The organism is Pseudokineococcus lusitanus (assembly GCF_003751265.1).
Classification (GTDB): Bacteria; Actinomycetota; Actinomycetes; order Actinomycetales; family Quadrisphaeraceae; genus Pseudokineococcus; species Pseudokineococcus lusitanus.
In genome coordinates this window covers 246685-258275 of the sequence record NZ_RJKN01000003.1, presented here as the reverse complement: position 1 = coordinate 258275, position 11591 = coordinate 246685, and the positions used below count along the sequence as shown (strand labels likewise).

At 78.7% G+C, this 11591-nt stretch carries 8 protein-coding genes; 5 read left to right on the top strand and 3 right to left on the bottom strand.

Translation table 11 applies throughout. The features are described 5' to 3' along the window. Positions 1 to 91 precede the first annotated feature (91 nt). Positions 92 to 2491 (top strand): NAD-dependent DNA ligase LigA, encoded by a 2400-nt coding sequence (gene ligA, locus EDC03_RS07130; RefSeq protein WP_123379714.1) that lies wholly within the window; start codon positions 92 to 94, stop codon positions 2489 to 2491. A gap of 22 nt (positions 2492 to 2513) precedes the next feature. On the opposite strand, the gene EDC03_RS07125 is transcribed toward ligA, so the two are convergent. After that, on the bottom strand, positions 2514 to 3689 hold the full coding sequence (locus tag EDC03_RS07125) for a glycosyltransferase (RefSeq protein WP_123379510.1): 1176 nt from the start codon (positions 3687 to 3689) through the stop codon (positions 2514 to 2516). Further along, positions 3686 to 4879, bottom strand: coding sequence for a glycosyltransferase (locus EDC03_RS07120; protein WP_123379509.1), 1194 nt, complete (start codon positions 4877 to 4879; stop codon positions 3686 to 3688). The genes EDC03_RS07125 and EDC03_RS07120 overlap by 4 nt, the downstream gene beginning before the upstream one ends. Positions 4880 to 5038: 159 nt before the next feature. Between EDC03_RS07120 and gatC the strand changes: the two genes are divergently transcribed. The 3 genes from gatC to gatB are packed head-to-tail and all read left to right on the top strand — an operon-like array spanning position 5039 to position 8444. Beyond that, a complete protein-coding gene (gene gatC, locus EDC03_RS07115) occupies positions 5039 to 5341 on the top strand; it encodes an Asp-tRNA(Asn)/Glu-tRNA(Gln) amidotransferase subunit GatC (protein WP_123379508.1) in 303 nt (100 codons plus the stop codon). After that, positions 5341 to 6921, top strand: a complete 1581-nt coding sequence (gatA, locus tag EDC03_RS07110) for an Asp-tRNA(Asn)/Glu-tRNA(Gln) amidotransferase subunit GatA (protein ID WP_123379507.1) — start codon at positions 5341 to 5343, stop codon at positions 6919 to 6921. Before gatC ends, gatA begins: the two co-directional genes overlap by 1 nt. Beyond that, on the top strand, positions 6918 to 8444 hold the full coding sequence (gene gatB / locus EDC03_RS07105) for an Asp-tRNA(Asn)/Glu-tRNA(Gln) amidotransferase subunit GatB (RefSeq protein ID WP_123379506.1): 1527 nt from the start codon (positions 6918 to 6920) through the stop codon (positions 8442 to 8444). Before gatA ends, gatB begins: the two co-directional genes overlap by 4 nt. Before the next feature lie 75 nt (positions 8445 to 8519). Here the strand turns inward: gatB and EDC03_RS07100 are convergent, their stop codons facing one another. Beyond that, positions 8520 to 10184: an alkaline phosphatase D family protein gene (locus EDC03_RS07100; protein ID WP_123379713.1), complete on the bottom strand. Its 1665-nt coding sequence runs from the start codon at positions 10182 to 10184 to the stop codon at positions 8520 to 8522. Positions 10185 to 10278: 94 nt separating this feature from the next. Here EDC03_RS07100 and EDC03_RS07095 point away from each other — a divergent pair, with 94 nt between their 5' ends. Then, positions 10279 to 11544 (top strand): GNAT family N-acetyltransferase, encoded by a 1266-nt coding sequence (locus EDC03_RS07095; protein WP_199720013.1) that lies wholly within the window; start codon positions 10279 to 10281, stop codon positions 11542 to 11544. The last annotated feature ends 47 nt before the right edge of the window (positions 11545 to 11591 follow it).

The following is an 11591-nucleotide window of genomic DNA, read 5'->3' as shown; positions in this document are numbered from 1 at the left end:
GCGGCCCGGGGCGGCCCTCGCCGCGTCCCGGGCGTCCCGGGCCCGGGACGCCCGCGCCGTCGGGGCGCCGCTGTCGGGGGGCTCCGGCAGGATGCGAGACGTGACGAGCGCTGCCACGCCGGACCCCGCGGAGCCCACCTCGCCGGAGGGGGCGCCGGCCGCCGCCGTCCCCCCGCCCGCCACCGAGGACGAGCGGCGGGCGTGGACGGCGCTGGCCGAGGAGGTGCGCGGCCACCAGTTCGCCTACTACGTGCGCGACGCGCCGAGCCTGCCCGACGCCGCCTTCGACGAGCTGCTCCGCCGGCTGCAGGCCATGGAGGAGGCGCACCCCGACCTCGCCGCCCCGGACTCGCCGACGCAGCGGGTCGGCGGGACCTTCTCCACCGAGTTCACCGCCGTCGACCACCTCGAGCGGATGCTCAGCCTCGACAACGTCTTCACCGCCGAGGAGCTCGACGAGTGGGTGGGCCGCGTCGTGCGCGACGCCGGCGAGGGCGCGGTGCTCCGGTGGCTCTGCGAGCCGAAGGTCGACGGGCTCGCCGTGGACCTCGTCTACGAGGACGGGGCGCTCGTGCGCGCGGCCACCCGCGGCGACGGGCGCACGGGGGAGGACGTCACCCTCAACGTCCGCACGCTGCAGGGGGTCCCGCACCGGCTGGACCCGGCCGGTGGAGCCGTGCCGCCCCTGCTCGAGGTGCGCGGCGAGGTCTTCATCCCGGTGGAGGACTTCGCCGTCCTCAACGCGGGGCTCGTGGAGGCGGGCCGCCCGCCCTTCGCCAACCCGCGCAACGCCGCCGCGGGGTCGTTGCGGCAGAAGGACCCCCGCGTCACCGCCCGTCGCCCGCTGCGCGTCGTCGTCCACGGGCTCGGCGCGCGGCAGGGGCTCGACGTCCCGACCCAGTCGGCGGCCTACGAGCGCCTCGCGGCCCTGGGCCTGCCGGTGAGCCGGCACGTGCAGGTGCTCGACGACGTCGAGGCGGTCCGCGCCTTCGTCCGCCGCACCGGGGAGCACCGGCACGACGTCGAGCACGAGATCGACGGCGCGGTGGTCAAGGTCGACGACCTGGCGCTGCAGCGCCGCCTCGGCGCCACGAGCCGGGCGCCGCGCTGGGCCATCGCCTACAAGTACCCGCCGGAGGAGGTCACCACCCGGCTGCTGGAGATCGCCGTCAACGTCGGGCGCACCGGGCGGGTCACCCCGTACGCGCGGATGGAGCCCGTGCTGGTCTCCGGGTCGACGGTCGAGCTGGCCACCCTCCACAACGGCGACGAGGTGCGCCGCAAGGGCGTCCGCCCGGGCGACGTCGTCGTCGTGCGCAAGGCGGGCGACGTCATCCCCGAGGTGCTCGGGCCGGTGCTCGCGGCTGACGCCGACCCCGCCGAGCGCGGCCCCGAGTGGGTCATGCCGACGCACTGCCCCTCCTGCGGCACCGCCCTGGCGCACGAGCGCGAGGGCGACAAGGACATCCGCTGCCCCAACGCGCGCACCTGCCCCTCCCAGCTGCGGGAGCGCCTCTTCCACATCGCCTCCCGCAGCGCCTTCGACGTCGAGGCGCTCGGCTGGGAGGCGGCGGGCGCCCTCCTCGGCGGGGTCCCCGACGCCGGCGGCAGCCGCGACGGCGGCTCGGGCGCCGTGCCCGCGGGCGACCCGGGGGAGGACGGCGCCCCGGTCGGCTCGTCGGACCGGGTGCTCACCGACGAGGGCGGCCTCTTCGCGCTCACCGAGGACGACGTGCTGCGGGTGCCGTTGTTCCGCAACGCGAACGGCGACCTGTCGGCCAACGGGCGCCGCCTGCTCGACAACCTCGCCGCCGCCCGGGACCGGCCGCTGTGGCGGGTGCTCGTGGCGCTGTCGGTCCGCCACGTCGGGCCCACCGCGGCCCGCTCGCTGGCCACGCGCTTCGGCTCCCTCGACGCCGTCATGGGCGCGACCACCGAGGAGCTGGCCGCGGCCGACGGCGTCGGGCCCGTCATCGCCGAGGCCGTGCGCGCCTGGTGGGCCGTCGACTGGCACCGCGAGATCGTCGAGGCCTGGCGCGCCGCCGGCGTGCGGCTCGAGGACGAGCGCGACGAGAGCGCCCCGCGCCACCTCGAGGGGGTCTCCGTCGTCGTGACCGGCGGGCTCGAGGGCTTCAGCCGCGACGGCGCCAAGGAGGCGATCCTCGCGCGCGGCGGCAAGGCGTCCTCGTCGGTGTCGAAGAAGACCGACTTCGTCGTCGTCGGCGAGAACGCCGGGCAGAAGGAGGCACGGGCCCGCGAGCTGGGCCTGCGCGTCCTCGACGAGGCCGGCTTCGTCCTGCTGCTCGAGCAGGGGCCGTCGGCGTTCGCGGACGCCGACGCGGTGGCGCCCGACGGGGACGGCGACGGGACCGCGGGGGCGGAGGACGGCACGGACGGGCCCGCCGACGGCGGGGCCGCTGATGACGGGCCCGCCGACGCCGCGGCGGACGAGGCCGCGGACGACGACGGGGCCGACCTCCCGCGCGGCTGACGAGGGTCCGGGGCGACCGGCCTCAGCCGGCCCGGCTCCGGGCGGCCTCGTGGACGGCGAGCATCCCGGCGGACGACGCCGCCCACCCGAAGGTCTCGGCCCGGCGGCGGGCCGCCGCGCGGCGGGCCCGTGGGGGACGGGCGAGCAGCTCGAGCACGCCGTCGGCGAAGGCGGCGCCGTCCTGGTCGACCGCCACGCCGGCGTCGCCGACCACCTCGGGCAGCGCGCCGGCGCCGGCGGCCACCACGGGCGTGCCGCAGGCCAGCGCCTCGAGCGCTGCGAGCCCGAAGGTCTCGAGCGGTCCGGTCGCGAGGGCGACGTCGGCCGCGCCGAGGCGGCGGGCCAGCGCGCCCCGGTCGGCGACGAAGCCGTGGAAGCGCACCGGCAGGTCGCGGGCGGCCCGCTCGAGCGCCGGGCGGCAGGGCCCGTCGCCGAGGACGTCGAGCGTCGCGTCGACGCCCCGCGAGCGGAGCACGCGCAGGGCCTCGACGCTGCGGCGCGGCTCCTTCTCCGGCGACAGGCGACCGCAGTGCACGAGCCGCACGGCGCCCTCCGCGCCCTCCCTGCCCCGGGCGGCGGCGCGGTCCTCGGCGCACGGCGCGGCGAAGGTGACGAGGTCGACGCCGAGCGGCACCCGGTCGACCCGGGCGCCGACGCGCTCCATCTCGGCGGCGGCGAAGGCAGTCGTCGCGACGACGCGGTCGTGGGCCGCCGCCGTGGCGGCGTTCGCGCGGTCCACGGCGGCGCGGCGCCACCGCGCCGCGGGCCCGTCCTCGCCGCCGGGCCAGCGCCGGCCGGCGAGCCCGTCGAGGCTCTCGTGCGAGACGACGACCGACGGCACGCCCGCGGCCGCCGCCCACGCCCCGGCCCACCGGAGCACCGAGCGGTCGGAGACCTCGAGCCGGTCCGGCGCCAGCTCCTCGAGGACGCGGCGCACGGGGGCCCGGCGCCACAGGAGGCGGTAGCCGCTGCGGCCCGGCACCCGGGGCGCCGGGACGAGGACGACCGTGCCGACGTCCTCGCCGGCGCCCGCGGCCGGGCCCGTCCAGCCCTCGACGGACGAGCGCGGCCCGGGGCCGGGGGCGACGAGGACGGCCTCGTGGCCCGCGGCGGCGTACCCGCGGCGCCACTGCTCCAGGGCCGTCCGCAGCCCGCCCGACGTCGGCGCGACGAAGGTCGCGAGCTGGACGACCCTCACGCGGCGCCCCGCGGGGCGGCGAGGGGACGGCGACGGCCGCCCGGCCGGCGGGTCCCGAGGCCGCCCGCCCGCGGCGCGGGGAGCCCGGCGACGTCGTCGCCCGCGAGGACGGCCGCGTAGTGGCCGAGCAGCCGGTCCCCGACGCTCTCCCACGTGCGGTCGCGCACCGAGGCGCGGGCGGCGGCGCCCGCGGCGCGTCGACGGTCGCCGTCGCCGACGAGCTCGAGCACGCAGCGGCGCAGGTCCTCGGCGTCGTCGGGCGCGAAGAGGAGCCCGGTGCCCGGCCGCACGAGGTCGAGCGGGCCGCCCGCGGCCGGGGCGACGGCGGGCACCCCCGCGGCGAGCGCCTCCTGCAGCGACTGGCAGAAGGTCTCGTGCCGCCCGGGGTGGACGAAGACGTCGAGGCTCGCCGTCGCCGTGGACAGGGCGGCGCCCGACAGGTGCCCGGTGAGCACGGCGCCGGGCAGCCGTTCCCGCAGCTCCGCGCGGGCGGGGCCGTCGCCGACGAGGACGAGGCGGACGCCGGGCGTGCGCGACAGCGGCTCCAGGAGGTGGAGCTGCTTCTCCGGGGCCAGGCGGCCGACGTACCCGACGACCACCTCCCCGCCCGGGGCCCAGCGCTCGCGCAGCCGCGCGCTGCGGTGCGCCGGGGCGAAGGCGACGGCGTCGACCCCGCGCGGCCAGAGGTGCACGCGGGGCACGCGGTGGCGGTGCAGGTCGGCCACCGCCGCGCGGGAGGGGGCGAGGGTGCGCCCCGCGAGGGCGTGGACGGCGGCGGTCCACCGCCAGGCGGCGGACCGCCCCGCGCCCAGCCCGTAGCCGGCGGCGAAGGCGGCGACGTCGGTCTGGTAGACCGCGACGGACGGCACGCCGAGCCGGTCGGCCGCCCGCGCCGCCTGGGCGCCGAGGCAGAACGGCGCGGCGAGGTGGACGACGTCGGGCGCCTCGGCGCGGAGGACCTCCGCGACGCGGGGGCCGGGCAGCCCCACGGAGACGCCCGCGCCGGGCCACCGGACGGCGGGCACCCGGACGGTGGGGACGTGGTCCACCACCGGCCGGTGCCGGGCCTCGGGCGCCACGACGAGGCACTCGTGCCCCCGGCGGACGAGGTGGTCGCGCACCTGCGCGACGGAGCGGGTGACCCCGTTGACGTCCGGGGTCCAGGACTCGGCGACGACGACCACGCGCACGGGGACTGCCTACGGGCGCCCGCCCCGCCGGGGGTGGCCGCGCCGCGACCGGCGGCCTGCGGGGCGGTGAACGTTCGCCCCGCACGCCGCCGGACGGGCCGCGCCCGCCCCGGTCCGCGGGCCGCCGGACGGGCGCCGCCGGGTCCCTAGACTCGCGGCATGCCCGCCCTGACACCTGACGACGTGGCACGCCTCGCCGGGCTCGCCCGCATCGACCTGACCCCCGAGGAGCTCCAGCGGCTCGCGGGCGAGCTGGACGCGGTGGTGGCCGCCGTCGCCTCGGTGTCGTCGGTCGTCGCCGGCCGCGACGACCTGCCGGCCACGAGCCACCCGATGCCGCTCGCCGACGTCTACCGCGAGGACGTCGTCCAGCCCGCTCTCGACGTCGACGAGGTCCTCGCGGGCGCGCCCGCCGCGGCCGACGGCCGCTTCCTCGTCCCCCAGATCCTCGAGGAGGACTGATGGCCCCGCAGAGCCCGACGCCCACGACGCCGGACCCGCTCGTCCTCGCCGGCGCGGCCGAGACGGCGGCCCGCCTCGCCGCCGGCGAGGTGACCAGCGAGGACGTCGTCCGCGCCCACCTCGACCGCATCGCCGCCGTCGACGGGACGGTCGGCGGCGAGGAGGGGGTCGCCGCCTTCCTCCACGTCTCCGGCGAGGCCGCGCTGGCCACCGCCCGCGACGTCGACGCCCGCCGCGCCGCCGGCGAGCCCCTCCACGCGCTCGCGGGCGTGCCGGTGGCCGTCAAGGACGTCGTCGTCACCCGGGGCACGCCGACGACGGCGGGCTCGCGCATCCTCGAGGGCTGGGTGCCGCCGTACGACGCCACGCTCGTCGAGCGGCTGCGGGCCGCCGGGATGCCGGTCCTCGGCAAGACGAACATGGACGAGTTCGCCATGGGCAGCTCGACCGAGCACTCCGCCTACGGCCCCACCCGCAACCCCTGGGACCTCACCCGGACGCCGGGCGGCTCCGGGGGCGGCAGCGCCGCGGCCGTGGCGGCCTTCGAGGCCCCGCTCGCCGTCGGCACGGACACCGGCGGCTCGATCCGCCAGCCCGCCGCCGTCACCGGCACCGTCGGCGTCAAGCCGACCTACGGCGGCATCTCCCGCTACGGCCTCGTCGCCATGGCCTCGAGCCTGGACCAGGCCGGCCCGTGCGCGCGCAGCGTCCTCGACGCCGCGCTGCTCCACGAGGTCATGGGCGGGCACGACCCGCGCGACGCGACGTCGCTCACGGACCCGGTGGGCGCGCTCGCCGACGCGGCCCGCTCCCGCGACGTCCACGGCCTGCGGGTCGGCGTCGTCCGCGAGCTCGTGGGGGAGGGCTTCTCGGCCGGCGTGCTCGCGAGCTTCCGCGCCGCCCTCGACCTGCTGTCCGACGCGGGCGCCGAGGTCGTCGAGGTCTCGTGCCCGACCTTCGCGCACGCGCTCGACGCCTACTACCTGATCATGCCGAGCGAGGCGTCGAGCAACCTCGCCCGCTTCGACGGCATGCGCTTCGGCCTGCGGGTCGAGCCCGCCGAGGGCCCGGTCACCGCCGAGCGCGTCATGGCGGCGACCCGAGGCGCCGGCTTCGGCCCCGAGGTCAAGCGGCGCGTCGTCCTCGGCACGTACGCCTTGTCGGCCGGCTACTACGACGCCTACTACGGCTCGGCGCAGAAGGTCCGCACGCTCGTCCAGCGCGACTTCGACGCGGCCTTCGCGCAGGCGGACGTCCTCGTCTCGCCGACGGCGCCGACGACGGCGTTCCCCCTCGGCAGCCGGCTCGACGACCCGCTGGCGATGTACGCGGCGGACGTGGCGACCATCCCGGCCAACCTCGCCGGCGTCCCGGGCATGTCGCTGCCGAGCGGCCTGTCCGACGACGGCCTGCCGGTCGGCTTCCAGCTCCTCGCACCCGCCCGGGCCGACGAGCGCCTCTACCGCGCGGGCGGCGCCCTCGAGGCGCTGCTCGAGGACCGCCGGGGCGGGCCGCTGCTCGCGTCGCTGCCCCCCGTGCCCACCGTCACCGCCGGCCGACCGGAGGTCGCCCCCGCATGAGCACCGCCACCAGCAGGACCGGCGACGCCGTCGTCCCCTACGACGACGCCGCGGCCCGCTACGACGTCGTCATCGGGCTCGAGGTCCACGTCGAGCTCGGCACCGCGACGAAGATGTTCGACGGCGCGCCGACGGTCTTCGGCGCCGAGCCGAACACCCAGGTGACGCCCGTCTCGCTGGGGCTGCCCGGCGCGCTGCCGGTCGTCAACCGCCTCGCCGTCGAGCACGGCATCCGCATCGGCCTCGCGCTGTCCTGCGGCATCGCGGAGATGTGCCGCTTCGCGCGGAAGAACTACTTCTACCCGGACATGCCGAAGAACTTCCAGACGTCGCAGTACGACGAGCCGCTCGCGGCGGACGGCCACCTCGACGTCCTCCTCGAGGACGGCACGCCGTGGCGCGTGGAGGTCGAGCGCGCCCACCTCGAGGAGGACACGGGCAAGTCGACGCACGTCGGCGGGGCCACGGGCCGCATCCACGGCGCCGAGCACTCGCTCGTCGACTACAACCGCGCGGGCATCCCGCTCGTGGAGATCGTCACGCGGCCCGTGCTCGGCGCGGGCGCCCGGGCGCCGGAGGTGGCCAGGGCGTACGTCGCGGCGCTGCGGGACCTGCTGCGGGCGCTCGGCGTCTCCGAGGCCCGGATGGAGCAGGGCCAGATGCGCGCAGACGTCAACGTGTCGCTGCGCCCCTCGCCCGACGCGCCGCTCGGCACGCGCACCGAGACGAAGAACGTCAACAGCTTCCGGTCCGTCGAGCGGGCCGTGCGCTACGAGGTCTCCCGCCAGGCCGCCGTGCTCGACGCCGGCGGCGCCGTCGTCCAGGAGACGCGGCACTGGCACGAGGACACCGGCGTGACGACGTCCGGGCGGCCCAAGTCCGACGCCGACGACTACCGCTACTTCCCCGAGCCGGACCTCGTGCCGCTCACGCCGTCCCGCGCGTGGGTCGAGGAGGTCCGCGCGACGCTGCCCGAGATGCCCGTCGCCCGGCGGGCGCGGCTGCAGGGCGAGTGGGGCTACAGCGACCTCGAGATGCGCGACGTCGTCAACGCCGGCCTCCTCGACGTCCTCGTCGAGACCGTCGCCGCGGGCGCCTCGCCCGCCGCCGCGCGCAAGTGGTGGGGCGGCGAGCTGGCCCGCACCGCCAACGCCCGGGAGGTCGAGGTCACCGCGCTCGGCGTCGGCCCGGCCGAGGTGGCCGAGCTGGCCGGGCTCGTGGAGAGCGGCCGCGTCACCGACCGGATGGCGCGCGAGGTCCTCGAGGGCGTCCTCGCCGGCGAGGGCACGCCCACGGAGGTCGTCACGGCCCGCGGGCTCGAGGTCGTCTCCGACGAGTCCGCGCTCGTCGCGGCCGTCGACGAGGCGCTCGCGGCCCAGCCCGACGTCGCGGAGAAGATTCGCGGTGGCAAGGTCGCGGCGGCGGGCGCCGTCGTCGGCGCCGTCATGAAGGCCACGCGGGGCGCGGCGGACGCCAAGCGCGTCCGCGAGCTCGTCCTCGAGCGGGTCGGCGCCCAGGGCTGACGCCCCGACCGACGACGCCGGCCGGCCCCCGCGGGGACCGGCCGGCGTCGTCGTCCCGGGGGCGGGCCGGCTGCGTCAGACCGGCTGCAGCCCCGGGCGTCCCGCCTCGACGGCGAAGGTCGCGCCCGTCCGCGCCGGGGCGCCGGCCTCCTGCACCCGGTCGAGGACGCGGTACCGGGCCGTCATCCGCTCGGGCGTGAGGTCGACGAGCACGTACCCGCGCAGGCTGCTCGCGTAGCGGATGTGCGGGTTCTCGGCGAGCTGCAGGTCGGTCGCCGCCGCCGTGTCGCTGCCGTCGCCGCCGGAGGTGATCGACGAGCACACGAGCTCCGTGGCGACGGGCGCGCGCCCGAGGTCGGGCTCGCCCTCGCCCCCCGGGGCGTCGGGGTGGACGTCGCACGCGTAGTGCCGGTGCACGTCGCCGGTGAGGACGACGGGGTTCGCCACCTGCCGCTCCTCGAGCCCGGCCAGCAGGCGGGACCGGGACGCGCTGTACCCGTCCCAGCCGTCCATGGAGTACCGCCGCTCCGGACCGGCGGCGAAGTCGCGCTGGGCGAAGAAGACCTGCTGGCCGAGGACGTCCCACGTGGCCGTGGACGCGGAGAGCCCGTCCAGCAGCCAGCGCTCCTGCTCCTCGCCGGGCAGGGAGCGCGCCGGGTCGAGGCGCTCGGCGCACCCCGTGGCCGTGCCGTCGCCGCACGCCTGGTCGTCGCGGTACTGCCGCGTGTCGAGCATGTGGAGCTGCGCGAGGCGGCCCCAGCCGAGGCGCCGGTAGAGCTGGAGGTCGAGGCCGCGGGGCACCGACGAGCGGCGCAGCGGCATGTTCTCGTAGTAGGCCTGGAAGGCGGCGGCCCGGCGGTCGAGGAAGCCTGGCAGCGGGTCCCGCTCGAGGCTCTCGGGCACCTCGTCGGCCCAGTTGTTGTCGACCTCGTGGTCGTCCCAGACGACGACCCACGGCGCGACGGCGTGCGCGGCCTGGAGGTCGGGGTCGGTCTTGTACTGCGCGTGCCGCTGCCGGTAGCCCGCCAGCGTCGTCGTCTCCGGGCCGGCGTGGTCGCGGACGTTGCCGCCGGGGGCGACGTAGTCGTCGGCGCGGTACTCGTAGACGTAGTCGCCGAGGTGGAGGACGACCTCCGGCTCGTCCTCGGCCAGCCGTCGGTAGGCGGTGAAAAAGCCGTGCTCGTACTGGGCGCAGGAGGCCATGGCGAAGGTCAGCGAGGCGGTGGCCGCGTCCGCGGCGGGCGCCGTCCGGGTGCGGGCGGTCGGGGAGACCTGCCCGAGGGCCTGGAAGCGGTAGAAGTACTCGCGGCCCGGCTCCAGGCCGGACACCTCGACGTGGACGGAGTGGCCCCGCTCCGGGCGGGCCACGGTGCTGCCGATCCGCACGGGCCGGCGGAAGCGCTCGTCGGCGGCCACGACCCAGCGGACGTTGACCCCGCGGTCCGGCATGCCGCCGCGCCCGTCCTCGGCGAGCGGGTCGACCGCGAGGCGCGTCCACAGCACCACGCCGTCGGGCAGCGGGTCGCCCGAGGCGACGCCCAGGGTGAAGGGGTAGCCGCGCACGGGGCCGGCGGCGGCCAGCGCGCGCGGGGGCGCGGCGGCGGCGAGCGAGCCCGCGGCCAGGGCGGCGGCGCCCGCCCCGAGCAGCAGGCCGCGCCGCGACGGCGGGGCGGACGGGGCGTGCAGGCCGGCGAGGGCGGCGGGCAGGGCGCCGGGCGCGGCGGGGCGGGGGGCGGTCATGCGGCCAGGCTGCGCCGGGGCCGGTGGCGCGGGGGCGTCGTCGTCGTGAACGCGGGGCGGCGGGGTCGTGGCGGGGCGCCGGTACCGTCGACGCGTGCCTCCCTCCTCCCCGCCCGGCCCCGCCACCGCCTTCTCGCCCCGCCGCGGCGACGACGTGGTGGTGCGGCCGCTCGGGCCGGAGGATCACGAGCGGCAGTGGCGCCTGCACGCGCTGTCCTTCGGCGAGGACCTGTCGTCGCCGCCGGCGGCGGGGTCGGAGCCGCCCGGCGCCGTCCGCTACGGCGCGCTGCGCGGCGCGGACGCCGACGGCCGGGGCGGGGAGCTGCTTGGCGCGGTGACCCTCCTGCCGCAGGAGCAGTGGTGGGGCGGGCGCCGCCTCGTCGCGGCCGACGTCACCGACGTGGCCGTGCAGCCCGAGGCGCGCGGCGCCGGGGTCGCCACCCGCCTCCTCCGGGCGCTGCTCGAGGGCGGCCGGGAGCGCGGCGCGGCCGTCTCCGCGCTCTACCCGACCGTCTCGGGGCTCTACCGCCGCGCCGGCTGGGAGGTCACCGGCACCCTCACCACCGTCGAGGTGCCCACCCACGCCCTCGAGCGCGGCGGTCCCGCGCCCGGCCTCCTCGTCCGCGCGGGCGGCCCCGAGGACCTCCCGGCGGTCGCGGCGCTCTACGAGCGGGAGGCCCGTGCCCGCAGCGGGATGCTCGTCCGCCCCGCGCCGCCCGAGGGGAGGCTGCCCGAGGGGGTCGACGGGCTCACGCTCGTGGAGGACGCCGGGCGCCTCGTCGCCGCCGCCAGCTGGGCCCGCGGCCGCGGCTACGGCCGCGAGGCGGTCTTCACGGTCCGCGACGTCGTCGCCGACACCCCGGCCGCCGCCCGGACGCTCCTCGGCGTCCTCGCCGGCTGGGCGCCCGTGGCCCGCAACCTCCACCTGCGCCTCCTGCGGGCGGACGCCGTCGCCGCGGCGCTGCCCGTCGAGCTCGCGCGGGTCTGCGACCGCAAGGTCGTCATGCACCGGGTCGTCGACCTCGAGCGGGCGATGGCCGAGCGCGGCTGGCCCGCCGCGGTCCACGGCGCGGTCGTCGTCGAGATCGAGGACGCGCTGGCGCCGTGGAACTCCGGCACGTGGGAGCTGGCGGTCGAGGGCGGCACCGGCCGGGCGACCCGGACCGGCGCCCCCGCGGTCGCCCGGCTGACCCCGGGCGGGCTGGCGGCCCTCTACGCGGGGGCGGTGACGCCGCTCGGCGCCGTCCGCACCTCGGGCGTGCAGGTGCTGGGCGACGACCCGGCCGCGCAGGACGCCGCCCTCGCCGCCCTCGACGTCCTCGCGTGCGGGGACCTCGTCGAGGTCCTCGACTACTTCTGAGCGACGCCGTGGGACCGGGACCCGGGGCGGGAGACGCTGCGGCGGAG

Excerpts from the sequence above, each read along its gene's own strand:
- gatA (WP_123379507.1), top strand. The coding sequence starts at position 5,341 with ATGGCCCCGCAGAGCCCGACGCCCACGACGCCGGACCCGCTCGTCCTC.
- gatB (WP_123379506.1), top strand. The coding sequence starts at position 6,918 with ATGAGCACCGCCACCAGCAGGACCGGCGACGCCGTCGTCCCCTACGAC.
- EDC03_RS07100 (WP_123379713.1), bottom strand. The coding sequence starts at position 10,184 with ATGACCGCCCCCCGCCCCGCCGCGCCCGGCGCCCTGCCCGCCGCCCTC.
- gatC (WP_123379508.1), top strand. The coding sequence starts at position 5,039 with ATGCCCGCCCTGACACCTGACGACGTGGCACGCCTCGCCGGGCTCGCC.
- ligA (WP_123379714.1), top strand. The coding sequence starts at position 92 with ATGCGAGACGTGACGAGCGCTGCCACGCCGGACCCCGCGGAGCCCACC.